Genomic DNA, 26,450 nt, shown 5'->3' with positions numbered 1-26,450 from the left:
GTCCGGAGCGACCCTTGGATCCCGGGGACGACGCGCTGACCGAATTCGCGGCCGATCTCCGGCGATTGCGGGAGAACGCGGGAAATCCGACCTACCGCGAGCTCGGGCGCCGCGCGCACTACTCCGCCGGCACGCTCTCGGAAGCCGCCGGCGGGCGCAAACTCCCCAGCCTGGCCGTGACTCTGGCCTACGTCCGGGCCTGCGGGGGAGTGCCCGGCGAATGGGAAGAACGCTGGCACGTCGTCGCCGAAGAGTCGCGTCCGGACGGTGCCGATTCACCGCCCGCGCCGGACTCCGGGGAAATCCCGCCGTACGTCGGGCTGGCCGCATTCACCTCAGCTGACGCCGGGCGTTTCTTCGGGCGCGAACGCCTGATCGAAAAGCTGCTCGCCCGCCTTTCGAGACAGCGTTTTCTCGCCGTGCTCGGCGCGTCCGGCTCGGGAAAGTCGTCGTTGCTGCGCGCCGGCCTGCTGCCCGCCGTCAAGGGCCCTGCCGTGCTGCTCACCCCGGGCGCCCGGCCGTTGCAGGAGTGCGCCGTCAAGTTCGCCGCCGCGCTCGGCGTCGCCCCCGGCGCGCTGCTCGACGACTTCGCCGCGCACCCGCGCAACCTCGGGCTCGCGGCCCGTCAGCTGACCGACGAGACCGACACCGACGTCGTCCTCGTGGTCGACCAGTTCGAAGAGGTCTTCACCCTCTGCCAGGACGACCGGGAACGCGCGCGCTTCCTCGCCGCGCTCGTCACCGCGACCACCGAGCCCGGCAGCCGGACCCGCGTGGTGCTCGGCATCCGCACCGACTTCTACACCCACTGCGCGCGGCACGCGGAGCTCGCCGAGGCCATGCAGGACGCGCAGGTGCTGGTCGGCCCGATGACCACCGAGGAGCTCCGGCAGGCGATCTCGCGGCCCGCCGTCGACGCCGGCTACCGCGTCGAGAACGCGCTGGTGTCCCGGCTCGTCGCGGACGCCACCGGCCAGCCCGCCGTGTTGCCGCTGCTTTCGCACGCGCTGCTCGAGACGTGGCGACGCCGCCGCGGCACCACGCTCACCCTGGCCGGCTACGAGTCCACCGGCGGCGTCGAGCGGGCCATCGCGCAGACGTCCGAAGGCACGTTCGCGAAGCTGTCGGGCCGGCAGCAACGGCTGGCGCGGCAGATCTTCCTCCGGATGACCGCGCTCGGCGAAGGCACCGAAGACACCAAGCGGCGGATCAGCCGCGGCGAGCTCGACACCGACGACGAGGACACCGCCGTCGTGCTCGGCGAGCTGGCGTCGGCGCGGCTGGTCGCCCTCGACGACACCGGCATCGAGATCGCGCACGAGGCCCTCATCCGCGGCTGGCCGCGGCTGCGCGAGTGGCTCACCCGCGACCGCGACGGCCTGCGCGTGCACCGGCAGCTCACCGAGGCGACCGACGCCTGGCAGTCCGTCGACGAGGACCCCGGCTGGCTCTACCGCGGCACCCGCCTGGCCATCGCGCGCGAGTGGGCCGCCCGCCAGGACGCCGCGCTGTCCCAGCGGGAACGGCGGTTCCTCGACGCCAGCCTGGCGGTCGAACACGCCGAGCGGGACCGCGACCGCCGTCGCACCCGGCGGTTGCGGCAGCTGGTCGCGCTGCTCGCGGTGCTGCTGGTCGTCGCCGTGGCCGCCACCGGCTACGCCGGGTACGCCGAGAGCACCGCCACCGACCAGCGCAACCACGCGCTCGCGCAGAAGGTCGCCGGCCAGGCGCTGGCTATGCGGGCCACCAACCCCGCGCTGGCCGCGCAGCTCGCGCTCGCCGCGTACCGCCTCGACCCCGGCGCCGACGAGCGCGGCAGCCTCCTCGGCGTGTTCGCGACGCCGTATTCGACGCGCGTCACCGGGCACACCGGCCGGATCAACACCGTCGCCCTGCGCCCGGACGGCCGGGTCCTCGCCACGGCGAGCTGGGACGGCACGGCCCGCCTGTGGGACGTCCACGACCCGCACCACCCGGCCCCGCTCGGCGTCTTGAGCGGGCACACCGGCAACGTCAACAACGTCGCCTTCAGCGCCGACGGCCGGACCGCCGCCACCGCCGGGTTCGACGGGACCGTCCGCGTCTGGGACGTCGGCGACCCGGCCCGGCCGGGGCCCGGGACGATCGTCGAGCAGCACGAGGGCAAGGCGTACGCCGTCGCGTTCAGCCCGGTGGGCGCGCTGCTGGCCACCGGTGACGTCGACGGCACGATCCGGCTGTACGACACGTCCGCGCACCCGAAGCAGGTCGGCGAGCTGACCGGGCACACCTCCTACGTCAACAACCTGGCCTTCAGCGCCGACGGCCGCCTGCTCGCCTCCGCGTCGGCCGACAAGACCGCCCGGATCTGGGACGTCGCCGCGCGCCGGCCGCTCGGCGTCGCGACCGGGCACACCGACGTCGTGCACGCGGCGGTGTTCAGCCCCGACGGCCGCGTCCTCGCCACCGCGAGCCAGGACCAGACCGCGCGGCTGTGGGACGTCGCCGATCCCGCGCACCCGGCGCAGCTGGCGTCGCTCGGGGCGCACAAGGCGATCGTGCGGTCGGTCGCCTTCACCGCCGACGGGCACACCCTCGCCACGACCGGCTTCGACCGCACCGCCCGGCTGTGGGACGTCGCCGACCCGCGGCAGCCGCGCGAGCTGCCGTCGCTGCCCGGGCACACCGGCGCGGTCGTCTCGGCGGTGTTCACCCGCGACGGCCGCACGCTCGCCACGGCCAGCGACGACCAGACCGCCCGGCTCTGGGACCTGCCCGGCCCGGCCGTCCCGGCGCACACCGCGCGGGCCTGCCGCGCCGCGTTCGGCCGCGGCCTGCTGGCGACCGGCGGCTACGACCAGGTGGTGCGGCTGCACGACCTCGCCGACCCGGCCGCGCCCCGGACGGTGGCCACGATCGGCGGCTTCGGCAACGCGGTCTGCGGCGTCGCGATCAGCCCCGACGGCCGGACCCTGGCCACCGGCAGCTGGGACCACACGATGACGCTGCGGGACATCACCGACCCGAAGCACCCGGGGCCGCCGGTGGTGTTCTCGCGGCCGAAGGACGACATCGACGCCGTCGCGTTCAGCCCGGACGGCACCCTGCTGGCCACCGCGGGCGAAGGCCACACGGTCCGCCTCTGGGACCTCACCGACCGCCTGCGCCCGGTGGAGATCGCGAAGCTGACCGGCCACGAAGACGACGTCCACGCGCTCGCCTTCGCCCCGGACGGCCGGACGCTCGCCAGCGCGGGCTGGGACCACACCGCGCGGCTGTGGGACGTTTCGGCGCCCCGGACACCGCGGCCCCTGGCCGAGCTCGACGGGCACACCGACACGATCTTCTCGGTCGCCTACAGCCCCGACGGCCGGACGCTGGCCACCGCGGGCGCCGACCGCACGGTGCGCCTGTGGGACGTCGCCGACCCGGCGCACGCGAGGGCGTCGGCGGTGCTGGCCGGGCACGCGGACAACGTGCTGGGGGTGTCCTTCAGCGGCGACGGCGCCACGCTCGCCTCGGGCAGCTACGACCACACGATCCGGCTGTGGGACGTCGCGAGCGCGTCGCTGTCGGCGGTGCTGCCCGAGGAAGGGGACCGGGTCTCCGCCGTGCAGTACGCGCCGGACGGCCATACGCTGGCCGGGACGGTCGCCGACGGCACGGTGCGGTTGTGGGAGACCGACCCCGCCCGGGCGGCCGAGAAGATCTGCGCGGTCGCGGCGCCCCGCATCACGGCGCCGGAGTGGGCGGAGAGCCTCCCGGGCCTGGACTACGACCCGCCCTGTCCCTGAAAAAGTTGTTCGGCGTTGTTGTTCGGTGGCCGGGCTCGGACACCGAACAACGCGGATCGGCTAGACATGCCCTCGGACGGCGAACGTCCACGAGACGTACATCTGACCGGGGGTCTGAAGGGCCCCTTCAAGGGCACGGGAACCCGCACCCCCGTCCCTCGAAGGGGCCCTTCAGCGTTTCTCCCGCCGGCTCCCGAGCGCCCCAATGTGGCCTTCGGTGCGTCAGACGCACCGAAGGCCACATTGGGTGCGTTGAATGGGCACTGCGGCGCGGAGCGCCTCCGTTGAGGGTGGTGGTGGGGGCATCGGTGGAGCAACCAAGGCCACATTGGGGCGCTGGTCAGCCGGCCGGGAGCCAGTCGGGGTTCGAGGCCAGCACGACCAGCTGCTGCGTCGCGCGGGTCAGCGCCACGTACAGCACGCGGCGGCCCGTCGTGGACTCCGTGATCAGCTCGACCGGCTCGACCAGGACGACCGCGTCGTACTCCAGGCCCTTCGAGTCCAGGCTGCCGACGACCTTCAGCCGCTCGTCCGCCTGGCCAGAGAGCCAGCCCTCGACCTCCGGGACCCGGTCCATCGCCGTGATGACGCCGACCGTGCCCTCGACCGCGCCCATCAGCTCCTTGACCGCCGCCTGTGTCGCCGGCGCCAGGCCGGTCGCCTCGACCGGGCGGACCTCCGGCTCGACGCCGGTCTTGCGGACCGCCACCGGCAGGTCGCCGTCCTCGGCGTGCCCCGCGACCACCTTCGCGGCCAGGTCGAAGATCTCCGCCGAGTTGCGGTAGTTCGTCCGCAGCGTGAACCGCCGCCGCGTCGTCTTGACGCCGAACGCCTGGTCGCGCGCCTGGGCCGCCTCCGCCGGGTCCGGCCACGAGCTCTGCACCGGGTCGCCGACGACCGTCCAGCTCGCGTACTTCCCGCGCCGCCCGACCATCCGCCACTGCATCGGCGAAAGGTCCTGCGACTCGTCGACGACGACGTGCGAGTACTCGTCGTAGTGCTCCGGCCGGGTCGGTGCGCCGCCGGAACGCTGCGGCTCGACCTCGATCACCTGGCGCCGCTTGCGCTTCGGCGGCGGCCCGATCAGCACGCGCAGCTCGTCGAGCAGCGCGACGTCCGCGATCGACCAGCCGCGCGAGCGGTCTGCGAGGTCCGCCGCGAGCAGCGAGATCTCGCCCCGGTTCAGCACGCCCTTCGACACCGAGGCGAGCCGCTTCTCCTCGCCCAGCCACTTCAGGATCTGCGCCGGGTACAGCACCGGCCACCACACGACCAGGAACCGGTGGAAGTCGATCCGCTCGCCAAGGTCGGTGATCAGCTCGGCCCGGTCGAACGGCTTGCCGTCGGCCTTCGCGTACTCCTCGGCCTTCGCCGCCAGCGCGTCCAGCAGCAGCTCGGCCGCCCGGATTCGCGACCGGTTCGGCGGCGCGCCCTGGGTGTGGGCCTTGCGGCGCACCTTGTCCAGCTCGCGCGCGGACAGCTTGAGGACCTCGCCGCGGTAGACGATCCGCATCTCTTCGGGCGCGTCCGGCGGGGTGTCGCGCAGCGCCCGCAGCAGGATCTTGCGCATCCGCAGCGACCCCTTGATCGCGGCCAGGGGAGCGGCGTCCTGCCGCGTCGCCTCCAGGCCGTCGAGGACCTCGCCGAGCGCGCGCAGTTCGACGTTCGTTTCCCCCATCGAGGGGAGGACGCGCGAGATGTAGCTGGTGAACACGCCCGACGGCCCGATCACGAGCACGCCGGCCCCGCCGAGCTGACGCCGGTGGCGGTAGAGCAGGTAGGCGGCGCGGTGCAGGGCGACGGCGGTCTTGCCGGTGCCCGGCCCGCCGGTGATCTCGGTGACCCCGCGCCACGGCGCCCGGATCACCTCGTCCTGCTCCTTCTGGATGGTCGCGACGATGTCGCGCATCTTCTCGCCGCGCGAGCGCCCGAGGGCGGCCATGAGCGCGCCCTCGCCGACGATCTGCATGCTCTCGGGCACGGCGTCGGCGATCAGGACGTCGTCGTCGACGTCGAGGACGTTCTGGCCGGAGCAGCGGATCACCCGCCGCCGCACGACGTCCATCGGCTCCTCGGCGGTGGCCTGGTAGAACGCGGCCGCGGCCGGCGCACGCCAGTCGGTGACGAGGTTGTCGAACTCGGCGTCGCGGATGCCGAGCCGGCCGACGTAGGTGCGCTCGCCTTCGCGGTCGTCGAGGCGGCCGAAGACGAGACCCTCGTACTCGGCGTCGAGCGTCTGCAGTGTCTGGTTGGCGTGGTACACCATCATGTCGCGCTCGAAGAGCATCGACGCCTGCTCGAAGATGGCCTCGCGCTGGGCGCCCTGGCCGATTTCGTAGCCCTTGGTCCGCATCGCCTCGGCTTGGGCACGCAGTTCGTCCAGACGGGTGTACACGCGATCGACGTGGGCTTGTTCGATGGCGATCTCGGCCCGTCTGACCCGAGGTTCCGACACGCATGGCTCCTTGACAGCTCTGGATCGCCTCCGAGGGCGAAGAACGACTCTACGCGTTGGCTCCGGCGGGTACACCCATGTCCCGGTTCTGAGTGCCGCGCGTCATCCCCGCACAATCAGGGGGTGACGAGGATCGTGGCCGGGACAGCGGGCGGACGGCGGCTGAAGGTGCCGCCGAAGGGCACCCGGCCGACCTCGGAGCGCGTGCGGGAAGCCCTGTTCAACGCCCTGGAGACGGCGGGCGAGCTGGACGGCGCCCGCGTCCTGGACCTGTACGCGGGGTCCGGCGCGCTGGGCTTGGAGGCCCTGTCCCGCGGAGCGGCGGACGCGCTGTTCGTGGAGTCCGACCGGCGCGCGGTGGAGGTCCTGCGCGGGAACATCTCCTTGGTGGGCCTGGGCGGGACGATCCGGGCCGGGCAGGTCGAGACGGTGGTCGCGGCGCCCGCGCCTTCGCCGTTCGACCTGGTGCTGGCCGATCCGCCCTATGCCGTGGACGCCGGTGCGCTGGGTTCGGTGCTGGCTTCGCTGGCCGGGGGCGGGTGGCTCGGGACGTCGGCGCTGGTGGTGGTCGAGCGGGCGGCTCGCGATGGTGAGCCGGTGTGGCCGGCCGGGTTCGAGCCTTCGCGGGTGAAGAAGTACGGGGACACGGCTGTCTTCTGGGCGGAGTACTCGGCTGTGGTGTGAGCCGCTTGGCGGTGCGGGCGTGCGGGCTGGGGTGGTCGGCGCTGGTGCTGGTCGGGCGCGCGGTCCGCGGTGGCGAGCCGGCAAGGGGCGAGTCTCGCGCGTGGAGAAGCCAGGGACTGCTCGGCTGTGGGGTGAGCCGCGCGCGGTCGGCCGGTGTCGAGCCCCGCGCGCTCGGTCGCCCTCGAGCCCCGCGCGCAGAAGCACGAGCGTGAGCTGTTGTGGTGTGAGCCACGTGCGGCAGAGCGGGCGCGCCGACCTGCGGCACGGTAGCGTCCGCGCCATGCGGCGTGCGGTCTGTCCCGGCTCCTACGATCCGGCCACCAACGGGCACCTCGACATCATCGAGCGGGCGGCCCTGCTGTTCGACGAGGTCGTCGTCGCGGTGGGGGTCAACAAGAGCAAGAAGGGCCTCTTCGAGGTCGAAGAGCGCCTGGAGATGCTGCGCGAGATCACCGCGAAGCTCGGCAACGTGCGGGTCGACTCGTGGGAGGGCCTGCTCGTCGACTACTGCCGCGAGAACGACATCGCCGCGGTCGCCAAGGGGCTGCGCTCGGTCAGCGACTTCGACTACGAGCTGCAGATGGCGCAGATGAACCGCGAGCTCACCGGCGTCGAGACGCTGCTGATGGCGAACAACCCGGCATACGGGTTCGTCTCCAGCTCGCTGGTCAAGGAGGTCGCCGCGCTGGGTGGCGACATCGAGCACCTGGTGCCGGCGGTTGTGTACGAGCGCCTTTCGGAGAAGTTCCCGAAGCTAGGCCGCTGACCCACCGAAGCTGACCCTCCAAACAGGACCGCACGCAACCCGGGACGCCCGGTTCCCGTCGTTCGGCCCCCTACGTTCGTCGGGACTTGGGTCGCGCGCGGCCGGAGTTCACGCTCCCGTCTTCTGACGATCATCCGATCGGGTTACGGTCCGAAAATGACCAACTACCGATCACGCCTGGTCGCGGTCTTCTTCGCGCTCCTGGCCACGCTGTCCATGGGGGTCACCGCCGCCGAAGCGGTGACAGCGACGTCGGCGTCGCCCGCCGTCGCCGCGCAGAACGCCTGCGGGAACCTCTCCGGCTTCGGCCACACCACGCTCTCGGCGCTGCCGGCCGAGGCGACGACGACGTACAACCTGATCCAGAAGGGCGGGCCGTTCCCGTACCCGCAGAACGACGGCGTCGTCTTCGACAACCGCGAAGGCATCCTGCCGTCCTGCGCGTCGGGCTACTACCACGAGTACACCGTGCCGACGCCCGGCTCGAGCAACCGCGGCACGCGCCGCATCGTGACCGGCTCCGGCGGCGAGTACTTCTACACCGGTGACCACTACGCCACCTTCAAGGTCATCGACATCTCCGGCGGCGGCACGACGCACGCCTGCGGCGACCTGTCGGGCCTGACCAAGATCGGCTACTCCCAGCTGTCGGCGGCCGCGAAGAAGGTGGTCGACAACGTCCGCGGCGGAGCGACCAGCAGCACGACCTACGAGAACCGCGAAGGCGTGCTCCCGGCCTGCGCGTCCGGCTACTACAAGCTCTTCAACGTCGGCACGAACGACCGCGTGATCTCCGGCAAGGCCGGCGAGCTGGCCTACACGCCCGACCACTACGTCACCTTCAAGCGGATCGACCTGAACTCCTGACGCCGCGTGCGGCGGACGGCTTCACCGCCCGATAGGGGGACACCGGCGCCGGACGTGGTCCAGGGGGGACACGCCCGGCGCCGGTCGCGTTCACCGCTTCGGCGCCGGATGCGGGCAGACTGATCTCAGCGACAGGGGATTGGAGTTGCCGTGTACCGGGTTTTCGAGGCGCTCGACGAGCTCGTCACCATCGTCGAGGAGGCGCGCGGCGTCCCGATGACGTCCAACTGCATCGTGCCCCGCGGCGACGTGCTCGAGCTCCTCGACGACGTGCGGGACGCGCTGCCGGCGGAGGTCGACGACGCGCAGGACGTGCTCGACAAGCGCGACGACCTGATCCACGCCGCCCGCAAGGAGGCGGGGGAGACGGTCGCCGGCGCCAACGCCGAAGCCGAGCGCGCGCTCGCCGACGCGACCGACCAGGCCGAGCGCATCCTGGCCGACGCCCGCGCCCGCGCCGAGGAGATGCTCGCCGACGCCCACGACCAGGCCGACCGCACGGTCGCCGCGGGCCAGGCCGAGTACCAGAACCTCACCGACCGCTCGCGCGCCGAGTCCGAGCGCATGATCCAGGCCGGGCGCGACGCCTACGACCGCGCCATCGAGGACGGCCGCGCCGAGCAGGGCCGCCTGGTCGCCCAGACCGAGGTCGTGCAGGCGGCGCACGCCGAGTCGGCCCGCATCGTCGACGAGGCCCACGCGGAGGCCGACCGCCAGCGCGTGGACTGCGACGCGTACGTGGACGGCAAGCTGGCGGAGTTCTCGGAGCTGCTGGCGACGACGCTGCGGACGGTGGACTCGGGCCGCAACCACCTGCGCTCGCCGGCGAACCTCCCGAACTCGGGCGGCCGGCCGACGCTGTACGACTACCAGGTGTGACGAGGTTCTCACCGGCCACCTGACGTGCACGGGCAGCCAGCTCGAAAGGGGTGGCGGCCCGTGCGTACCCTGGAGTGGATGTCCGAGAACAAGACCCCCCAGCTCGACGACCGCAGCCTCTGGGTGTTCGACACCCGTGAGCTCGGCCGTCACGCCGGCCTCAGCCGCGCCGTCCAGCGCAGCGTGCCGGTGGAGACGCCGCTCGGCGTCCCCGATGTCATCACCATCGAGGCCGGCTCCGAACTGGAGCTCGACCTCCTCTTCGAGTCCGTCGTCGAAGGCGTGCTCGTCAGCGGCACCGCCAAGGCGATCGCGAAGGGCACCTGCGCCCGCTGCCTCGACCCGCTGACCGAAGAGGTCGAGGTCGAGGTCCAGGAGCTGTTCGCCTACCCGGGGTCGGCCACGGAGGAGACCACCGAGGAGGAGGAGATCCCCCGGCTGGTCGACGACAAGATCGACCTCGAGCCGATCGTCCGCGACGCCGTCGTGCTCGCCCTGCCGCTCGCGCCGCTGTGCACCGAGGACTGCGCCGGGCTGTGCACCGAGTGCGGCGTCAAGTGGGCCGATCTCGAGCCCGGACACGGGCATGAGAAGATAGACCCTCGGTGGGCCGCACTGGTCGAGCGCTTCGACGAGAACGCGGGCGAAAAGCCTGCGCAAGGGCCCAGCTGAGCAAGCCTGACGAGCATCGTGCTCGTTGCGGAGGAAAGTTCGCTCGCACCGCGAGCAGACCGTCATAAGGAGATCTACTCGTGGCCGTCCCCAAGCGGAAGATGTCGCGATCCAACACGCGCTCCCGCCGCAGCCAGTGGAAGGCGGCTCCGGTGCAGCTGGTGCCCTGCTCCAACCGCGCCTGCAAGCAGCCGAAGCTCCAGCACGTCGCGTGCCCGTCGTGCGGCCAGCACAACGGCCGCCAGGTCGTCGAGCCCGCCTGATCGGGTAGCCGACATGGGGGGCAAGACGCCCGGGGGACCACCCGCCGATCCGGCGCCGTTGCTCGAAGCGCTCGGGGTCACACTCGACCCCGAGCTGCTCCGGCTGTCGCTGACCCACCGTTCGTACGCGTACGAAAACGGGGGCCTGCCGCCGAACGAGCGCTTGGAGTTCCTCGGTGACGCGGTACTCGGCATGGTCGTCACCGACCACCTCTACACCACGCACCCCGACCTGCCCGAAGGTCAGCTCGCGAAGCTCCGCGCCAGCGTCGTCAACATGCACGCGCTGGCGCGGGTCGCCCGCGGGCTGGGCGCGGGCGGGCTCGGGGCACACCTGCTGCTGGGCAAGGGCGAAGAGCTCACCGGCGGCCGGGACAAGGCGAGCATCCTGGCCGACGGCCTGGAGGCCGTCATCGGCGCCGTCTACCTCGAGCACGGCATCGAGATCGCCCGCAAGCTCGTGCACCACCTCTTCGACGGCCTGCTCGCCGAAGCGCCGCTGCGCGGCGCCGGGCTGGACTGGAAGACGAGCCTGCAGGAGCTGACCGCGTCGGCCGGCTTCGGCGTGCCCGAGTACAAGGTCGAGGACACCGGGCCGGACCACCGCAAGGAGTTCACGGCCACCGTCCTCATCGCCGGGCGTCCGCTGGGCAACGGCGGCGGGTCGACGAAGAAGGAAGCGGAGCAGAAGGCCGCCGAGACGGCCTGGCGCTCGCTGTCCGCCGAGCTCGAGGCCGAGAAGAAGGACGACACGGAGTCCTGATCACCGGGAACCTCCGTTGACGATTTCCCGAACCGCTCAGTAGCGTGTGGCGATCCGCCGCGCTCGTACCGACTGAGAGGTTTGGCGGAATGCGTCTGTTCTTCGTCCCCTTGCTCGCGGCGGCGCTCGTCGTCGTCCCCGGGCCCGCGGCTTCGGCCGCGCAGGTCCGGGTGACTTCGTTGGCGGCCCTGCAGTCCGCGCTCGACAAGGCGAACCCCGGCGACACGATCATGCTCGCCGACGGCACGTACTCCGCGAGCGCGACGCTGTCGATCAAGCGCTCGGGCACCACCTCGGCGCCGGTCACCGTCGCCGCCGAGCACACCGGCAAGGCCACGATCACCGGCTCGAAGACGTTCGCCTTCGCGGGCGGGGTCTCGAACGTCGTGCTGCGCGGCTTCAAGTTCCGGGGCGGCGCTTCGCTGAGCGTCCCGGCCGGCGCGTCGCACAACCGCTTGACCCGCAACGACTTCCAGCTCACGAGTGACGGGAACTGGGTCACCGTCAGCGGCGACGACACCGTCGTCGACCGCAACGTCTTCCAGAACCGCACCAGCCAGGGCGTGTTCCTGCAGATCCTCGGGCCGTCCGGCGCCATGGCGAAGCACGTCCACGTGCACCACAACTACTTCTTCAACCACCAGTTCGCGGGCTCGAACGGCGGCGAGTCGATCCGGCTCGGCCTGAGCGATCGCCAGTCGTACTCGGCGAACGCGCTGATCGAGAACAACCTCTTCGAAAAGGCCGACGGCGACAGCGAGGCGATCTCGGTCAAGTCGTCGGACAACGTGGTGCGGTACAACACGATCCGGGACAGCAAGGGCTACATCGTGCTGCGCCACGGCAACCGCAGCGTCGTCGAGGGCAACCTGCTGTTCGGCTCGGGCATCCGGTTCCACGGAAACGACCACGAGATCGTCGACAACTACGTGGCGAACTCCGGCGACCGCGCGATCGTGTTCGGGTCCGGCGACGAGGCCGACAGCGGGCCGACGAGCAAGCTCCACGACCGACCGGATCGGGTGACGGTCGCCTACAACACGGTGCTGGGCTCGAAGAGCGTGATCGACGGCGACGGCGGTGACTTCAAGCCCAAGGACTGCGTGGTCGCGGACAACATCGTCAAGGGCACCGCGGGCCCGCTCGTGACGCTGCCGAGCGGGTCGACCGTGAAGTACGAAGGCAACATCACCTTCGGCGGCTCGGCGGGGATCCCTTCGCGTTCGGTGGACCCGAAGCTGGTGAAGGACGCGGCCGGGTTGTACCGGCTGGCGTCGGGGAGCCCGGCCATCAACGCGGGTGTGGGGTCGTACCCCTTCGCGGCGAAGGACTTCGACCTGCAGGCCCGCACCGGCGCTTTCGACGTCGGCGCGGACGAATACCTCCCGGGCGCGACGCGGGTGCCGCTGACGAAGGCCGACGTCGGACCGGCCGCGCCCTAGGTGCCTTTTCAAGAACTGTCATACCCCCCGGGCACAATGGGGGCATGCCCGAACTTCCCGAGGTCGAAGTCGTCCGCGTGGGCCTGCAGGCCCACGTCGCCGGCCGGACCATCCGCCAGGCGGAGGTCCTGCACCCGCGCGCCATCCGCCGGCACGCACTGGGCGCGGAGGACTTCACCAAGCGGCTGGCCGGCACCCGCGTCGAGGCGGCGCGCCGGCGCGGCAAGTACCTGTGGCTCGAGCTGTCCGACAAGGAGGCGCTGCTCGCCCACCTGGGGATGAGCGGGCAGATGCTCGTCCAGCCCGAGGGCGCGCCGGACGAGAAGCACCTGCGGGTGCGGCTGCGCTTCGACGACGAGGGCCCGGAGCTGCGGTTCGTCGACCAGCGGACGTTCGGCGGGCTGGCGCTGGACGACCTGAACGAGGTGCTGCTCCCGGACACGATCGCGCACATCGCGCGCGACCCGATGGACCCGGCGTTCGACCTCGACGCGGCGGTGCGCGCGCTGCGGTCGCGGCGCACCGAGGTCAAGCGGGCGCTGCTGGACCAGACGCTGGTTTCGGGCATCGGCAACATCTACGCGGACGAAGCGTTGTGGCGCGCCCGCCTGCACTGGTCCCGCCCGACGGAGAAGCTGACCCTCGCGAAGGGCCGTGAGCTGCTCTCGGCGGCGTCGGACGTGATGAACGCGGCGCTGGGCGCGGGCGGCACTTCGTTCGACGCGCTGTACGTGAACGTGAACGGGCAGTCGGGGTACTTCGACCGGTCGCTGGACGCGTACGGCCAGGAGGGCCTGCCGTGCCACCGGTGCGGCACGGCGATCCGGAGGGAGCCGTTCATGAACCGGTCGTCGTTCTCGTGCCCGCGGTGCCAGCCGCGGCCCCGGGGGAAACTCGCGTAGATAATCGGTGTTCGGCTTTCAGCTAAGATGAATACGCCTGGTAGCTGAGGGAGTGCATCGTGGTCAAGGAGCCCGGCAAGTCGACGCTGGCCGACAAGATCGACCGGCTGTTCCACGTGGTCCGCAGGCCCGATCGGGAGCCGTACAGCAACGAAGAGGTCGCGAAGGCCTGCCGCGAGGCAACGGGCGAGAGCTTTTCGACGACGTACTTGTGGCAGCTGCGCACGGGCCGCCGCGACAACCCGACGAAGCGGCACCTGGAAGCACTGGCCCAGTTCTTCGGCGTCCCCCCGGCCTACTTCTTCGACGACGAGCAGAGCCGGAAGATAGCGGAGGAGCTGGCACTGCTGGGAGCATTGCGCGACGCGGGGGTCCGGGATCTGGCGCTGCGCGCGGTGACGCTGTCGGCGGACGGCCTGGACACGATCAGCGACATGATCGACGCGATAGCCCGAAGGGAGGCCGGCCGCGGCGGGAAGAAGGAGGGCTGAGGTGAATCACCACGGCTCGGAGCGATCTTTCTCGCGGTTGTGGCGCAACCAAGTGGGCATCACCGCGTTGAGTCGACTGAAGCGGTCCCGCAGCGTGGTGAGGGAGGACTGAGGTGGCACGAGCACCATGGCGACCACGTCGCGCGCTGTGGAAGCGGGCCCGTGAGGTCGCCGACGCCGTCCGCCTGCCCGAGCCCTTCGACGCCGAAGCCTTCGTCGCCGGTCTGGCCGCCCAGCGGGGGCGGCCCATCGAGCTCATGCCCGTCAGCGCGCCCGAAGGCGCGCCGTGCGGGTTGCTCATGAGCACCGAACGCGCCGACTACATCCTCTACCCGACCAACACCACCGCCCTGCACCGGCGGCACATCCTGCTGCACGAGGTCGGGCACCTCGTCTGCGGCCACACCGGCGCCGACGCCGGCGCGGACGGCGTCGCGATCGACGCCGCGGCCGGCCGGCAGCTCATGCCGAACCTCTCGCCCGAACTGGTCCGGCGGGTCCTCGGCCGCACCACCTACACCGAGGTCGAAGAGCGCGAAGCCGAGCTCGTCGCGACCCTGCTCGCGCAGCGCGTCGTGCGGCCCGAAGAACCCCGCGAACCGGCGGCCGGCGTGCCCGACGGCGTGCGGCGCTTCGACTCGCTCTTCGGCGGCCGGTCGCGTCGCCGCGTGCCGTGATCGAAACCCTGGCGTACTTCCTGTGCGTGGTGGGGTTCGCCGGGTTCGGGTACAAGCTCGTCGAGGCACGCCACAGCCAGCCCGTGCGCACCATGTGGTTCCTCGCCGGTTTCGGCATCTGCATCGCCACCGGCATCACCGTCCTGACCCCGGCGATGGCGGCGCTGACCGGCCCGGGCCCGGTGACCGAGTGGGTGCTGTCCCTGGCCGGCGACGAGCTGAAGCTGGGCGCGATCGGCTTCGCCGTCGCCTTCACGCAGTCGGTGTGGCGCGGCGAAGGCGCCCGCCTGGCGCCGCACGCGTGGTTCACCGGCTCGTCGATGGTGCTGCTCGCCGTGTGCTTCACGCTGTCGAAGCCGGCCCGCGTCGGCGACGACACCGTGTTCTCGACCGCCACGCTGCCCTTCGCCCTCGCCGACAAGGTGATCTTCCTGCTCTACAGCCTGGTCAGCCTCGGCCTGCTGGTCGCGGTGTTCGCCCGCAGCGCGCGGCAGGCCGAGCCGGGGCCGCTGCGCGCCGGGCTGTGGCTGCTGGTGGTCGGCGTCGGCGCGGCGTTCGCCTGGACGTTCTGGGATGTCGACGACGTCCGCCGGCTCGCCGAGACCGCCCGGATCGGCGCCCGTGAGGACGTGCCGTCGTCGGTCCTCGCGGCGACGACCATCGGGTTCGTCACGGCCGGCGCGACGCTCAGCGCGTGGTCGCCGGCGGTGACGTCGGTGCTCGCCCGGGTGCGGGCGTACCGCGCGTACCGCCGCATCGAGCCACTGTGGACGGCGTTGCGCACGGCGGTGCCGGGCATCGCGCTCGACCCGGGCCACGAGCTGACGGCGGGTGCGGAGTTCGCGTTGTACCGCAGGGTGATCGAGATCCGCGACGGTCACCTGGCGTTGCGGGCTCACTTCGACCCGGCCCTGCCGGCCCGCGCGGCGGAGGAGGCCCGCCGGGCGGGGGTGCGCGAAGCGGACGTGCCGGCCACGGTGGAGGCGGTGACCCTGGCGGCGGCGATCGACGCGGGCCGCGAAGGCCGCCGCTTCACCCCGGGCGACAGCACACCGCACCTGACCGAGGTCGACGCGGACGTGGTGGCCGAAGCGGCGTGGCTGGTCCAGGTGAGCCGGGCTTGGCGCCGCGCCGCGGTGGTGCACCGGGTCCGGACGGGCGCGCTCCGCTAACGCCCCAATGTGGCGTTGGGCGCGTTGGGCGCACCCAATGTGGCGTTGGGTGCGTTGGACGCACCCAATGTGGCGTTCGGTGCGTTGAGCGCACCCAACGCCACATTGGGGCGCTCGTCAGCGGGGGTAGCGGGCTCCGTTCACCGTCACCCTCAGCGTGTACAGCGAGCTCGAAGCCGTGATGAACAGCTCGTTGCCCCGCGCGCCGCCGAAGGTGAAGTTCGAGCAGATCTCCGGCAGCCGCAGCTTGCCGATCCGCGTGCCGTCGGGGGCGAAGCAGTGCAGGCCGTCGTGGGCCGCCGCCCAGACCTGGCCTTCGCTGTCCACCCGGACGCCGTCGAACGCGCCGTTGTCGCACGTCGCGAACACCGAACCACCCGTCAGGGTTCCGTTCGGGCGCACCTCGAACACCCGGATGTGGCTCGGGTCCTGGCGCGTGTCGGCGATGTACAGCAGCGACTCGTCCGCCGAGAACGCCAGGCCGTTCGGCCGCGAGAAGTCGTCCGCGACGATGCGCGCCGAGCCGTCGGGAGCCACCCGGTACACGTGGCACGCGCCGATCTCGCTCTCCGCGCGGTAACCCTCGTAGTCACTGTCGATGCCGTAACTCGGGTCGGTGAACCAGATCGACCCGTCCGAGTGCTCGACGACATCGTTCGGGCTGTTGAACCGCTTGCCCTCGAACTCCGCCGCCAGCACGGTGATCGAGCCGTCGTGCTCGGTGCGCGTGACGCGGCGGGTGCCCTGCTCGCAGCTGATCAGCCGTCCGTGGCGGTCGACAGTGTGCCCGTTCGAATACTGCGACGGCTGCCGGAAGACGCCGACCTGCCCGGTCGTCTCGTCCCAGCGCAGCGTCCGGTCGTTCGGGATGTCGCTGAACACGAGGTACCGCCCGGCCGGGAAGTACGCCGGCCCCTCGGTCCAGCGGCAGCCGGTGTGCAGGCGCTGCGTCCACTCGTCGCCGTTGACGCGCGCGAAGCGCTCGTCCAGCACCTGGAAGTCCGTCTTCACCAGATCCATGAAGTCACCCCTAATGAGATTCTGCGAACAGCATGGATTGCCGAACCTGATATGGTCAAGTCATGGATGACGTAGATTGCATGCTGCTCACGGAACTACAGCAGGACGCGACGCAGGCGTACGCGGCGCTGGGCAAGGCCGTCGGCCTCTCCGCGGGCGCGGCCCACGAGCGCGTGCGCAAGCTGCGCGAGCAGGGCGTCATCCGCCGGACCACCGTCGACGTCGACCCGGCGGCGGTCGGCCGCGGCGTCGCGGCGTACGTCCTCGTCGAGGCCAACGCCTGGATGGGCGACGAACCGGTGTGCGCGGCCCTTGAAGCGCTGCCCGAGGTCGTCGAGGCGCACGTCATCGCCGGGCCGGCGTCGCTGCTGGTCAAGGTGCGCACGGCGACCACCGAAGAGCTCCAGGCGGCGCTGCGCCGGCTGTTCGCGATCGACGGCGTCACCGGCACGCAGACCATCGTCGTCCTCGAATCCTTCTTCGAACGCCCCGTGAACGCCGGGGCCTGAACAGGCCCGACACGCCGGCTGGCCCTGCGCCGTGCGCACTACTGTGCAATGCGTGGTACCTTTCCAAGCGTAAGACTGGAGGGTGCAGTGGAGATCAGTCAGCTGCTCAAAGGGGTGCTCGATCTCGCCGTGCTCGCGGTGCTCCGCGAGGAAGACGGCTACGGGTACGACGTCCTGCGAAGACTCAGGGCCGCGGGCCTGGACGAGGTGGGGGACGCGTCGGTGTACGGGACGCTGCGCAGGCTGTACAAGGCCGGCCTGCTCACCTCGTACGTGGTGCCCAGCGAAGAGGGGCCGCACCGCAAGTACTACAGCCTGAACGAGCCGGGGCGGCTGCGCCTGGCGGAGTCCGGCAAGACCTGGCAGAGCTTCGCACTGACGATGAACGTACTCCTGGGAGACGGAGTGGGAGAGGCAGCATGAGCGACAAGCCGACCGCCGTGCGGGTGTATCTGGCGCGGGTCCGCACCGCGCTCGCCGACCTGCCCGCGAGCGAGATCGAAGAGATCCTCGAGGACGTCCGGCCGCACCTCGCGGAGCTGGAGGCCGAGCTGGGGGCGGGCGCGCGCGTCGAGGCGCTGATCGAACGGCTCGGCTCGCCGGAGAGCTACGCCGCCGAGCTGCGCGCGGCCGGGGGCTACCCGCCGGCGGCCGAAGGCGCCGAAGGTGCGACGCAGGTGCTCGCCACGGCCAAGACCCCGAGTCTCGTGAAGCCGCGGATCGCGTTCTGGGGCCTGGTGCTGTGTGCGGTGGCGCTCGCGCTGTTCGCGTTCGCGGCCGCGGTCCGGGTCGATCCCGACGGGCTGCTGGGCGCGGTGCTGTTCCTGCCCGTGTTCCTCGTCAGCCTCTTCCTGCTGGTGCGGGGCGGGATCGAGCCGGTGCTTGCGCTGCCGGAGGTGGCGTGGCTGCGGCGGGCGCTGGCCAAGGGACGCGGGCAGGAGGACTCCGGGAAGGCGCTGAACTACCTGGCTTCGCTGAAGCCGGCGTGGTGGATCGTCTGCGCGGTCGTGCTGATCGCGTTCGGGCTGCTGCTCATGCTGCGCTCGCGCAGTGCGGTGCTGCTGCTGCCGTTCCTGGTCGTCGCGGGCGGCGCGGCGGTGTGGGCGGGCCCGCGGCTGCGCGGCGACCGGCGGCTGCTGTGGGTGGCGGTGCCGATCTCGGCGTTCGTGATCGGCGGCATCCTGGGCGGCTTCGGCGCGGCGGTCGACCTGATCTCGAACCGGAACTCCTACTCGGGGCCGACGTCGTACTACCAGACGTCCGATCGCTACGGCAACGACCAGCTGACCTACGGCAGCCGCGAGATCGAGAACGTCTACGCCTTCGACGCCGAGGGCAAGCCGCTCACCGAGGTCTACCTCTACGACGAGCAGGGCCGGCCGCTCACCCTGACCCGCTACGGCTGCGAACGGTCGTCGGGCACGAAGGAGAAGATCGGCGAGGACAACCGGTTCCCGCGGCCCCGGATCGAGCAGGGGGTGACCGACGACCAGGGCAACTACAACGGCTACAACGGGTACCGCTCGGTCTGCCGCGAAGACGGGGGAGTGCCGTTCAGCGCGGCGATCCCGAAGGTGACCGTGCCACCGACCGCGACGACGACCCCGGCGCCGACGACGACACCCGCGCCGACGACAACCCCGGCGCCGACGACGACGCCGACCAGGTAGCCACACCAGGAGCGGAGGTCGGGGCCGCTCCTGACGCGACGAAGGCCGCCTCCGGAACAACCGGGGGCGGCCTTCGGTTTCACCGCGTCAGTGGATGAAGGCGCTGCGCGCCGCGAGGTCCGCCAGCAGCGCGCGGCCCTTCTCGGCGTTGCGGGGCTGGGAAAGCACGTCGTACCGACGGGCCACCAGCTGGCTCTGCGAGACGAACCCGCGCTTGTTGCGGCTGGCCGCGTAGCCCAGCGAGCCGAGCGCCAGGTTGATCCCCAGGCCGGCGACCACGCCGATCACGATCGGGACCAGGCCGGCGCCCGGGTTCACCATGCTCAGCACCAGGCCGAGGAACAACCCGAACATCGCGCCGGACGTCGCCGCGTTGCCGAGGACCCGGCCCCACGACATCTTGCCCGCGATCCGCTCGACGAGCATCGGCTCGACACCCACGATCGTGACGTCGGTGACCGGGAAGTCCGCGCCCGCGAGGTGGTCGACCGCGCGCTGCGCCTGCTCGTAGGACTCGTACGAGCCGATCGGCCAGCCGGTGGGCAGGGTCGGCAGCTGGGGCCGCGCCTGTTGCTGTCCGAGCGTGCTCTGCTGCGTGAATGTGGTCATCGATCTCACCTCTCCTGCCCGGTACAACGTGGGAGTACCCAGAAATCCTCCCACGGCGGCGGATTCACAGACTCTTCTCAGCCGGGCAAACCACGCATACCGGTGACCGAGTCAATGGTTCAAGAAAATACCTTTGTTCCGGTTGACCCCGGCAGCGTCACCGGGTAGGAAGAACCCGCAAAGGATTCGCATCAAACCTTTGGGGCGGCTGATGGCACGCAGACGAGGCATGCTCACGCTCGACGAACTCCGGGCGCGCGTGGACGCGGGCACGATCGACACGGTGCTCGTGGCGATCACGGACATGCAGGGCAGGCTCCAGGGCAAGCGCTGCTCGGCGGAGTACTTCCTGGACGAGGTCGTCGGCCACGCCACCGAGGCCTGCAACTACCTGCTGGCCGTGGACGTCGACATGAACACCGTCGACGGCTACGCGCTCTCCTCGTGGGAGAGCGGCTACGGCGACTTCGTGCTGCGCCCCGACCTCGACACGCTGCGCGAGATCCCGTGGCACGAGGGCACCGCGCTGGTCCTGGCCGACGTCGAGCGCGTCGAGGGCGGACCGGTGCCGATGTCGCCGCGGCAGATCCTGCGCCGCCAGCTCGACCGGCTCACCGAGCGCGGGCTCGCCGCCTTCGTCGGGACCGAGCTCGAGTTCATCGTCTTCGACGACACCTACGAAGCCGCCTGGGACAAGCGCTACCACGGTCTCAAGCCCGCCAACCAGTACAACGTCGACTACTCGATGCTCGGCACCGCGCGCCTCGAGCCGCTGCTGCGCCGCATCCGCAACGAGATGGCCGGCGCCGGGCTCTACCCGGAGTCCGCCAAGGGCGAGTGCAACCCCGGTCAGCAGGAGATCGCCTTCCGCTACACCGACGCGCTCAGCACGTGCGACAACCACAGCGTCTACAAGAACGGCGCCAAGGAGATCGCCGCGCAGGAGGGCAAGAGCCTCACCTTCATGGCGAAGTACAACGAGCGCGAGGGCAACTCCTGCCACATCCACATCAGCCTGCGCTCGACCGAAGGGCGGGCGGTGCTCGCGGGCGACCACGACCACGGCTTCTCGACGCTGATGGAGCAGTTCCTCGCCGGCCAGCTGGCCGCGCTGCACGAGCTGACGTACTTCTTCGCGCCGAACATCAACTCCTACAAGCGGTTCGTGCCCGGCAGCTTCGCGCCCACCGCCATTGCGTGGGGCACCGACAACCGCACGTGCGCGCTGCGCGTCGTCGGCCACGGCGAGTCGCTGCGCGTCGAGAACCGCGTGCCGGGTGGGGACGTCAACCCGTACCTGGCCGTCGCCGCGCTCATCGCCGCCGGCCTGCACGGCATCGAGAACGAGCTGGAGCTGGAAGAGCCCTTCAGCGGAAACGCCTACCACTCCGACCGCGCCACCGTGCCGACGACGCTGCCCGAAGCCGCCGCGGCGCTGGCCGGCAGTGACGTGGCGCGGGAGGCGTTCGGCGACGACGTCGTCGACCACTACCTGAACGCGGCGAAGATCGAGATCGACGCCTACAACGCCGCCGTCACCGACTGGGAGCTGATCCGTGGCTTCGAGCGACTTTAGGCCGGTCATCGGTCTCACCAGCTACCTGGAACCCGCGAAGTTCGGGGTCTGGGAGACCGAAGCCGTGCTGCTGCACCGGTTCTACGTCGACTGCGTGGTCGCGGCGGGCGGCATCCCCGTGCTGCTGCCGCCGGTGTCGGACGCCTACGAGCGTTTGGTGTCCACTGTGGACGGGCTGGTGCTCACCGGTGGGGCCGACGTCGACCCGGCGCGCTACGGCCAGGAGCCGCACGCCACGACCTACACCCGGCCCGACCGGGACGCGTTCGAGTTCGGCCTGTTCGACGCCGCGCGCGAGGCAGGCAAGCCGGTGCTCGGCGTGTGCCGCGGGCTGCAGGTGATGAGCGTCGCCCTCGGCGGCACGCTCACCCAGCACCTGCCGGAAAGCGCGGACACCACCGAGCACCAGCCCGCGCCGGCGACGTTCGGCCGGGGCACCGTCACGCTGGCCGAAGGCAGCCGGGCCGCCGCGATCCTGGGCACCGAGACCAAGACGCTGTGCTACCACCACCAGGCCATCGACCGGCTCGGGACCGGCCTGGAAGCGGTCGGCTGGGCCGCCGACGGCACGATCGAAGCCGCCGAGATCCCGGGTGAGTTCGCCCTGGGCGTCCAGTGGCACCCCGAGCAGGACAGCGACGACATCCGGCTGTTCACAGCCCTGGTCGACGCGAGCAAGGAGAGGGCATGACCAGCAGTTTCGACGTCTTGAACCCGGCCACCGAGGAGGTGGTGCGGACCGTCCCGCTGACCAGCGCCGAGGAGACCGACGCGGCGATCGCCCGCGCGCAGGCGGCATTCCCGGCGTGGCGCGAGGTCACCCCCGGCGACCGTGCGCGGCTGCTGCGCCGCTTCGCCGACGCCGTCGAGGCCGACATCGAGAACCTCGCCCGGCTCGAGGTCGAGAACTCCGGGCACACGATCGGCAACGCCCGCTGGGAGGCCGGCAACGTCCGCGACGTCCTCAACTACTACTCCGCGGCCCCGGAACGCCTGATCGGCAAGCAGATCCCGGTGCCGGGTGGCGTCAACGTCACGTTCCAGGAGCCCCTGGGCGTGGTCGGCGTGATCGTGCCGTGGAACTTCCCGATGCCGATCGCGGGCTGGGGCTTCGCGCCGGCGCTCGCCGCCGGCAACACCGTCGTCCTCAAGCCCGCCGAGCTGACGCCGCTGACGGCGATCCGGCTGGGCGAGCTGGCGCGCGAGGCGGGCATCCCCGACGATGTCTTCCAGGTGCTGCCCGGCAAGGGATCCGTGGTCGGGCAGCGGTTCGTCGACCACCCGGGCGTCCGCAAGGTCGTCTTCACCGGTTCCACCGAGGTCGGCAAGCAGATCATGGCGGGCTGCTCGGCGCAGGTGAAGCGCGTGACGCTGGAGCTGGGCGGCAAGAACGCGAACATCGTCTTCGCCGACTCCGACCTGGAGAAGGCCGCCGCGACCGCGCCCTACGGCGTCTTCGACAACGCGGGCCAGGACTGCTGCGCACGGTCGCTGATCCTGGTGCAGGCCAGCGCGTACGACCGGTTCATGGAACTGCTGGAGCCGGCGGTACACGGCGTCGTCGTCGGGGATCCCGGCGACGAAAAGACCGAGATGGGCCCGCTGATTTCGGCTTCGCACCGGGAAAAGGTGGCCTCCTACGTGCCGGACGACGCGTCGGTCGCGTTCCGCGGCAGCGCGCCGACCGGCCCCGGCTACTGGTTCCCGCCGACCGTCCTCACCCCGCCCGACCTGCGCCACCCCGCCGTGGCGGAGGAGGTGTTCGGCCCGGTCGTCGCGGTCGTGCCGTTCGCGGAGGAGGCCGACGCGATCCGGATGGCCAACGCGACCGAGTACGGCCTGTCGGGGTCGATCTGGACCCGCGACGCCGGCCGCGCGTTCCGCGTCGCGCGCGGTGTCGAAGCCGGCAACCTGTCGGTGAACTCGCACTCTTCGGTGCGCTACTGGACGCCGTTCGGCGGGTTCAAGCAGTCGGGCCTCGGCCGCGAGCTGGGCCCCGACGCCGCGGCGGCGTTCACCGAAACCAAGAACGTCTTTCTGAGCACGGAGGAGTAATGGTCCAGCGTTTCGAAGGCCGCGTCGCGGTGATCACCGGCGGCGCGAGCGGCATCGGGCTCGCCTCGGCCCGGCGGCTGGCGAGCGAGGGCGCGAAGGTCGTCATCGGGGACCTGACGCCGGACTCGGGCAAGGCCGCGGCCGACGAGGTCGGCGGCGCGTTCATCCAGACCGACGTCACCGACGCCGAGCAGGTCGAGAACCTGTTCCACAGCACGGTCGAGCAGTTCGGCTCGGTGGACGTGGCGTTCAACAACGCGGGCATCTCCCCGCCGGAGGACGACTCGATCCTGACCACCGGCATCGAGGCGTGGGAGCGGGTGCAGCGGGTCAACCTGACGTCGGTGTACCACTGCTGCAAGGCCGTGTTGCCGCACATGCAGCGCCAGGGCCGCGGGTCGATCATCAACACGGCGTCGTTCGTGGCGGTGATGGGCGCGGCGACGTCGCAGATCTCGTACACCGCGTCCAAGGGCGGCGTGCTGGCGATGAGCCGGGAGCTGGGGGTGCAGTTCGCGCGGGAGAACATCCGCGTCAACGCGCTGTGCCCGGGCCCGGTGAACACGCCGCTGCTCAAGGAGCTGTTCGCGAAGGACCCGGAACGCGCGGCACGGCGCCTGGTGCACGTGCCGGTGGGCCGGTTCGCGGAGCCGGAGGAGATCGCGGCGGCGGTGGCGTTCCTGGCCAGCGACGACGCCAGCTTCATCACGGCGTCCCAGTTCCTGGTCGACGGCGGGATTTCGGGCGCGTACGTCACCCCGATCTAGCGGCGCGTGGGTTTCTTGACGCCGTAGACCTCGCGAAGGTAGTTCCAGGCGGCGTTGAGCTTCTTGCGTTCTTCGGTGATCTCTTTTTCCCGCCGCTTGAGGATCCGGGTGGCGATCTCGGAGGCGAGAAACGCGCCGGCGGCGAAGGTCAGCACGCCGACGATCAGGGTCAGGGCGATGATGGTGGTGGTCATGGTGACCAGCGTCGATGCCGGGTGGGCGATTCGTCCCTGCGCAAAGCTAGCGGGTTTCGTTAGCTTCGCGCGGAACTACCGGCGTGAGCACACGTTGCGCTCCATGGACGCGACCAGCATGTCGGCCTTCGCCCGGTCGCCTACCGACAGGGTGGTGTACCCGACAACCTCGCTTCGCGACATTCGGGCGAGGTTGTCGCAGGCGACGTCAGTGGACCGCTTCGAGCTGGGCAAGAGCTCATGTACCTGCTCGGGCGACGCGACGCTGCCGGGGAAGATGATCGACACCGTGTCGCGGACCACCGCCTCGTAGTCCGGCTCGGCCCTGCTGGGCCCGGAGCTCCGGTCCACCGCGAGCGCGATCACCACGGCCACGACGACCAGCGCGGCCACGCCGACGAGCGCGATCGCGCCGACCACGAATCGTCGTCGGCTGTGCTGGGGTTCTGCCGTCATTGCCGGCCTCCTCTCGCGGATGGGACTGGTGTCGCCCTACCGGAGGCCGCTGTTGCGTGCGCAGCTCGATCGTTACGCGCCAACTGGAGCCGGCGCTGCGTTAGCTTTGTGAGGTGACGCACTGGCGCGCCGACGAGTGGGCGGAAGCGGTCCGGACGGGCATCCGCGCGAAAGGCCTCTCCCTCGACGAGGCCGCGAGACGCATCGGCGTTCCGACGTCCACCCTGCGCAGCTGGATCGAGCACCGCCACGCGCCGAAGGTGACGGTCTTCGACCACTGGGCCCAGCTCGCCGAGGTCACCGGCCTGAGCGAGGCCGAGCTGCTGCGCGTCGCCGGTGTCCTGCCCGACTCCCTGGCCAGCCCGGTGCACGTCGCGCACGCCGCGAAGGCGCTGCGGGAAGGCATCGACCAGGCCGGGCAGTTCCTGCGGCAGGCCACCGCGCTCGTCTACTCCTCGCCCGGCACCCAGGTCGCCAACGCCATCGCCGCGTCGCCGATCGACTGGGAGATGCGGATCCGCTCCGCCACCCGCGGCGACGAGGTCCGCGTCACCTACCACCACTACGTCGGGGTCGTGCCGCCGCCGGACTTCCCCTACGACGACGCCGAGGCGCGGCGGGTCCTCGAGCACGACGTCCTCGGTGAGCTGTGGCGGCCGCTCGGGCTCTACTGGCGGGTCGCCGAAGTGCACGACTGGCACGAGCCGCCGCGGCTGGTCATCCAGGTGCCCGAACAGGAGGCCACGCGACCGCCGTCGCCGTCGGCGGTCGTGGCCGCGCCGCCCGTCGTCGTGCTGTCGCCGATCTGGGGGTACGGCGAGCTGCTGGCGTCGCTGGTCGCCGACGGGCTCGGGTTCGGCAACGTCGACTTCCGCTACTTCGGCCTCCCGGACGCCATGGCCGACCGCGTCCGGATCACCGCGCGCGAGCTGGCCGAACCCGCGCCGCGGCTGGTGCACTCGGTGCCGCCGATCATGCTGCTGCACGGCCTCGCCGTGCCGGACCTGACCGGACGCCTCCCGGTCGTCGTCCGCTACGGGCCGCGGATGCGGGCGCGAGCGGCTCGGATCTACCGGTCGGCGCTGCTCGAGGCGGGGTTCGCCGACCCGCTCGACGGCGCCCGCGCGATCGAGGCGGCGATCGCGGTCCCGCCGGGCTGCGCGTACTTCGAGGTGACGCTGGCCGACGAGGACGTCTTCGACGGCGACCGGCCGTCCCTGGACCGGCTCAACGACGCGGTGGCGTGGCACGCCGAGCAGATCGTGGAGCAGGTGCTGCTCGGCGCCGGGCACCCGCCGGTGCCGCTGGGTGGGCCGCTCAAGCGCCTGGTCCTGCCCTCGGGCCGGGTCCGCCGGCCGCCCGCGCTGGCCGGCCAGGTGGTCCGCCGGGCCGCCGGGACCTAGCGCCCCAATGTGGCCTTCGGTGCGTCAGACGCACCGAAGGCCACATTGGGTGCGTCAGACGCAACCAAGGCCACATTGGGGCGCTGGGGGCGAGGTCGAGGATCACTGTGGTGTTGGCCGGGTGAGGTGGACGGACCCGGAACCCGGCAGGTACCGTAACCGCCACAACTGCAGATCGGGCCGTCGAGCCGAGGCGGGAGAGCCCTCACGAACTCAGTGGGGCACCGAAGGAGCAAACTCCCCGGAATCTCTCAGGTATCCGCTACCGCTTCAGGCGAGGCCACTCTGGAAAGCAGGCGCACCCGCGCCTCACCCAAGGTGAAAGCCGCTTCACACGCGGTGAAACTCTCAGGTGCCATGACAGAGGGGGAGTTCCCAGCGCACC

Annotated in this window: 26 protein-coding genes and 1 riboswitch; of the genes, 21 read left to right on the top strand and 5 right to left on the bottom strand. The window is 71.3% G+C overall.

Going from position 1 to position 26,450, the window contains the following annotated elements:
• Positions 1 to 14 precede the first annotated feature (14 nt).
• On the top strand, positions 15 to 3,773 hold the full coding sequence (locus M8542_RS18450; RefSeq protein WP_257921413.1) for an nSTAND1 domain-containing NTPase: 3,759 nt from the start codon (positions 15 to 17) through the stop codon (positions 3,771 to 3,773).
• 340 nt (positions 3,774 to 4,113) lie between these two features.
• On the opposite strand, the gene M8542_RS18445 is transcribed toward M8542_RS18450, so the two are convergent.
• Complete coding sequence (locus M8542_RS18445) at positions 4,114 to 6,228, bottom strand: HelD family protein (RefSeq protein ID WP_257921412.1); 2,115 nt, start codon at positions 6,226 to 6,228, stop codon at positions 4,114 to 4,116.
• A 123-nt stretch (positions 6,229 to 6,351) separates the two neighbouring features.
• On the opposite strand from M8542_RS18445, the gene rsmD reads away from it, so the two are divergent.
• From rsmD to M8542_RS18385, 12 genes are all read left to right on the top strand, one after another.
• Complete coding sequence (rsmD, locus tag M8542_RS18440) at positions 6,352 to 6,912, top strand: 16S rRNA (guanine(966)-N(2))-methyltransferase RsmD (RefSeq protein ID WP_257921411.1); 561 nt, start codon at positions 6,352 to 6,354, stop codon at positions 6,910 to 6,912.
• A 280-nt stretch (positions 6,913 to 7,192) separates the two neighbouring features.
• Positions 7,193 to 7,678, top strand: coding sequence for a pantetheine-phosphate adenylyltransferase (gene coaD / locus M8542_RS18435; protein WP_257921410.1), 486 nt, complete (start codon positions 7,193 to 7,195; stop codon positions 7,676 to 7,678).
• 156 nt (positions 7,679 to 7,834) lie between these two features.
• A complete protein-coding gene (locus tag M8542_RS18430) occupies positions 7,835 to 8,545 on the top strand; it encodes a ribonuclease domain-containing protein (RefSeq protein ID WP_257921409.1) in 711 nt (236 codons plus the stop codon).
• 150 nt (positions 8,546 to 8,695) lie between these two features.
• The gene (locus tag M8542_RS18425; RefSeq protein ID WP_257921408.1) at positions 8,696 to 9,424 is read left to right on the top strand and encodes a DivIVA domain-containing protein; all 729 of its coding nucleotides are present in this window, start codon (positions 8,696 to 8,698) and stop codon (positions 9,422 to 9,424) included.
• A gap of 78 nt (positions 9,425 to 9,502) precedes the next feature.
• On the top strand, positions 9,503 to 10,096 hold the full coding sequence (locus tag M8542_RS18420; protein WP_257921407.1) for a YceD family protein: 594 nt from the start codon (positions 9,503 to 9,505) through the stop codon (positions 10,094 to 10,096).
• 80 nt (positions 10,097 to 10,176) lie between these two features.
• Positions 10,177 to 10,359: a 50S ribosomal protein L32 gene (gene rpmF, locus M8542_RS18415; protein ID WP_003090635.1), complete on the top strand. Its 183-nt coding sequence runs from the start codon at positions 10,177 to 10,179 to the stop codon at positions 10,357 to 10,359.
• A 13-nt stretch (positions 10,360 to 10,372) separates the two neighbouring features.
• Entirely contained in the window at positions 10,373 to 11,122 is a 750-nt protein-coding gene (rnc, locus tag M8542_RS18410; protein WP_257921406.1) for a ribonuclease III, read from the top strand.
• Between the two features lie 89 nt (positions 11,123 to 11,211).
• Positions 11,212 to 12,564 carry a polysaccharide lyase 6 family protein gene (locus M8542_RS18405; RefSeq protein WP_257921405.1) on the top strand — a complete coding sequence of 451 codons (1,353 nt, stop codon included), beginning with the start codon at positions 11,212 to 11,214 and terminating at the stop codon, positions 12,562 to 12,564.
• Between the two features lie 44 nt (positions 12,565 to 12,608).
• Positions 12,609 to 13,466, top strand: coding sequence for a bifunctional DNA-formamidopyrimidine glycosylase/DNA-(apurinic or apyrimidinic site) lyase (mutM, locus tag M8542_RS18400; RefSeq protein ID WP_257921404.1), 858 nt, complete (start codon positions 12,609 to 12,611; stop codon positions 13,464 to 13,466).
• A 59-nt stretch (positions 13,467 to 13,525) separates the two neighbouring features.
• A complete protein-coding gene (locus M8542_RS18395; RefSeq protein ID WP_257921403.1) occupies positions 13,526 to 13,957 on the top strand; it encodes a helix-turn-helix domain-containing protein in 432 nt (143 codons plus the stop codon).
• Positions 13,958 to 14,070: 113 nt separating this feature from the next.
• Complete coding sequence (locus M8542_RS18390) at positions 14,071 to 14,634, top strand: hypothetical protein (RefSeq protein ID WP_257921402.1); 564 nt, start codon at positions 14,071 to 14,073, stop codon at positions 14,632 to 14,634.
• Positions 14,631 to 15,806, top strand: a complete 1,176-nt coding sequence (locus M8542_RS18385; protein WP_257921401.1) for an MAB_1171c family putative transporter — start codon at positions 14,631 to 14,633, stop codon at positions 15,804 to 15,806. The genes M8542_RS18390 and M8542_RS18385 overlap by 4 nt, the downstream gene beginning before the upstream one ends.
• A gap of 117 nt (positions 15,807 to 15,923) precedes the next feature.
• Here the strand turns inward: M8542_RS18385 and M8542_RS18380 are convergent, their stop codons facing one another.
• Positions 15,924 to 16,826, bottom strand: coding sequence for an SMP-30/gluconolactonase/LRE family protein (locus M8542_RS18380; protein ID WP_257921400.1), 903 nt, complete (start codon positions 16,824 to 16,826; stop codon positions 15,924 to 15,926).
• A 62-nt stretch (positions 16,827 to 16,888) separates the two neighbouring features.
• Between M8542_RS18380 and M8542_RS18375 the strand changes: the two genes are divergently transcribed.
• The 3 genes from M8542_RS18375 to M8542_RS18365 all read left to right on the top strand — a co-directional run bounded on the left by M8542_RS18375 (position 16,889) and on the right by M8542_RS18365 (position 19,005).
• Positions 16,889 to 17,335 (top strand): Lrp/AsnC family transcriptional regulator, encoded by a 447-nt coding sequence (locus M8542_RS18375; protein WP_257921399.1) that lies wholly within the window; start codon positions 16,889 to 16,891, stop codon positions 17,333 to 17,335.
• Between the two features lie 87 nt (positions 17,336 to 17,422).
• Positions 17,423 to 17,758, top strand: coding sequence for a PadR family transcriptional regulator (locus M8542_RS18370; protein WP_257921398.1), 336 nt, complete (start codon positions 17,423 to 17,425; stop codon positions 17,756 to 17,758).
• Positions 17,755 to 19,005, top strand: coding sequence for a DUF1700 domain-containing protein (locus M8542_RS18365; RefSeq protein WP_257921397.1), 1,251 nt, complete (start codon positions 17,755 to 17,757; stop codon positions 19,003 to 19,005). Before M8542_RS18370 ends, M8542_RS18365 begins: the two co-directional genes overlap by 4 nt.
• An 87-nt stretch (positions 19,006 to 19,092) precedes the next feature.
• Here the strand turns inward: M8542_RS18365 and M8542_RS18360 are convergent, their stop codons facing one another.
• Positions 19,093 to 19,614 (bottom strand): YflT domain-containing protein, encoded by a 522-nt coding sequence (locus M8542_RS18360; protein ID WP_257921396.1) that lies wholly within the window; start codon positions 19,612 to 19,614, stop codon positions 19,093 to 19,095.
• Between the two features lie 229 nt (positions 19,615 to 19,843).
• Between M8542_RS18360 and M8542_RS18355 the strand changes: the two genes are divergently transcribed.
• The 4 genes from M8542_RS18355 to M8542_RS18340 are packed head-to-tail and all read left to right on the top strand — an operon-like array spanning position 19,844 to position 24,012.
• Positions 19,844 to 21,190: a glutamine synthetase family protein gene (locus M8542_RS18355; RefSeq protein WP_308210266.1), complete on the top strand. Its 1,347-nt coding sequence runs from the start codon at positions 19,844 to 19,846 to the stop codon at positions 21,188 to 21,190.
• Positions 21,171 to 21,881, top strand: coding sequence for a gamma-glutamyl-gamma-aminobutyrate hydrolase family protein (locus M8542_RS18350; protein ID WP_257921394.1), 711 nt, complete (start codon positions 21,171 to 21,173; stop codon positions 21,879 to 21,881). Before M8542_RS18355 ends, M8542_RS18350 begins: the two co-directional genes overlap by 20 nt.
• Positions 21,878 to 23,245 (top strand): aldehyde dehydrogenase family protein, encoded by a 1,368-nt coding sequence (locus tag M8542_RS18345; RefSeq protein WP_257921393.1) that lies wholly within the window; start codon positions 21,878 to 21,880, stop codon positions 23,243 to 23,245. Before M8542_RS18350 ends, M8542_RS18345 begins: the two co-directional genes overlap by 4 nt.
• Positions 23,245 to 24,012, top strand: coding sequence for a 3-oxoacyl-ACP reductase (locus M8542_RS18340; RefSeq protein ID WP_257921392.1), 768 nt, complete (start codon positions 23,245 to 23,247; stop codon positions 24,010 to 24,012). Before M8542_RS18345 ends, M8542_RS18340 begins: the two co-directional genes overlap by 1 nt.
• Here the strand turns inward: M8542_RS18340 and M8542_RS18335 are convergent.
• Entirely contained in the window at positions 24,009 to 24,206 is a 198-nt protein-coding gene (locus tag M8542_RS18335) for a hypothetical protein (protein WP_257921391.1), read from the bottom strand. The genes M8542_RS18340 and M8542_RS18335 overlap by 4 nt on opposite strands.
• 75 nt (positions 24,207 to 24,281) lie before the next feature.
• Entirely contained in the window at positions 24,282 to 24,662 is a 381-nt protein-coding gene (locus tag M8542_RS18330; protein ID WP_257921390.1) for a hypothetical protein, read from the bottom strand.
• A gap of 113 nt (positions 24,663 to 24,775) precedes the next feature.
• Between M8542_RS18330 and M8542_RS18325 the strand changes: the two genes are divergently transcribed.
• Positions 24,776 to 26,065 carry a helix-turn-helix domain-containing protein gene (locus M8542_RS18325; protein WP_257921389.1) on the top strand — a complete coding sequence of 430 codons (1,290 nt, stop codon included), beginning with the start codon at positions 24,776 to 24,778 and terminating at the stop codon, positions 26,063 to 26,065.
• 275 nt (positions 26,066 to 26,340) lie between these two features.
• Positions 26,341 to 26,439, top strand: a riboswitch (glycine riboswitch).
• Positions 26,440 to 26,450 lie beyond the last annotated feature (11 nt).

Origin of the sequence: Amycolatopsis iheyensis (assembly GCF_024703995.1) — a bacterium.
Lineage (GTDB): Bacteria > Actinomycetota > Actinomycetes > Mycobacteriales > Pseudonocardiaceae > Amycolatopsis > Amycolatopsis iheyensis.
Note: the sequence above shows the minus strand (reverse complement) of the source record. Positions and strands in the feature narration are given on the sequence as shown.

Excerpts from the sequence above, each read along its gene's own strand:
- M8542_RS18330 (WP_257921390.1), bottom strand. The coding sequence starts at position 24,662 with ATGACGGCAGAACCCCAGCACAGCCGACGACGATTCGTGGTCGGCGCG.
- M8542_RS18360 (WP_257921396.1), bottom strand. The coding sequence starts at position 19,614 with ATGACCACATTCACGCAGCAGAGCACGCTCGGACAGCAACAGGCGCGG.
- M8542_RS18335 (WP_257921391.1), bottom strand. The coding sequence starts at position 24,206 with ATGACCACCACCATCATCGCCCTGACCCTGATCGTCGGCGTGCTGACC.
- M8542_RS18365 (WP_257921397.1), top strand. The coding sequence starts at position 17,755 with ATGAGCGACAAGCCGACCGCCGTGCGGGTGTATCTGGCGCGGGTCCGC.
- coaD (WP_257921410.1), top strand. The coding sequence starts at position 7,193 with ATGCGGCGTGCGGTCTGTCCCGGCTCCTACGATCCGGCCACCAACGGG.
- M8542_RS18420 (WP_257921407.1), top strand. The coding sequence starts at position 9,503 with ATGTCCGAGAACAAGACCCCCCAGCTCGACGACCGCAGCCTCTGGGTG.
- M8542_RS18355 (WP_308210266.1), top strand. The coding sequence starts at position 19,844 with ATGCTCACGCTCGACGAACTCCGGGCGCGCGTGGACGCGGGCACGATC.
- rnc (WP_257921406.1), top strand. The coding sequence starts at position 10,373 with ATGGGGGGCAAGACGCCCGGGGGACCACCCGCCGATCCGGCGCCGTTG.
- M8542_RS18405 (WP_257921405.1), top strand. The coding sequence starts at position 11,212 with ATGCGTCTGTTCTTCGTCCCCTTGCTCGCGGCGGCGCTCGTCGTCGTC.
- mutM (WP_257921404.1), top strand. The coding sequence starts at position 12,609 with ATGCCCGAACTTCCCGAGGTCGAAGTCGTCCGCGTGGGCCTGCAGGCC.
- M8542_RS18375 (WP_257921399.1), top strand. The coding sequence starts at position 16,889 with ATGGATGACGTAGATTGCATGCTGCTCACGGAACTACAGCAGGACGCG.
- M8542_RS18430 (WP_257921409.1), top strand. The coding sequence starts at position 7,835 with ATGACCAACTACCGATCACGCCTGGTCGCGGTCTTCTTCGCGCTCCTG.
- M8542_RS18380 (WP_257921400.1), bottom strand. The coding sequence starts at position 16,826 with ATGGATCTGGTGAAGACGGACTTCCAGGTGCTGGACGAGCGCTTCGCG.
- M8542_RS18340 (WP_257921392.1), top strand. The coding sequence starts at position 23,245 with ATGGTCCAGCGTTTCGAAGGCCGCGTCGCGGTGATCACCGGCGGCGCG.
- M8542_RS18345 (WP_257921393.1), top strand. The coding sequence starts at position 21,878 with ATGACCAGCAGTTTCGACGTCTTGAACCCGGCCACCGAGGAGGTGGTG.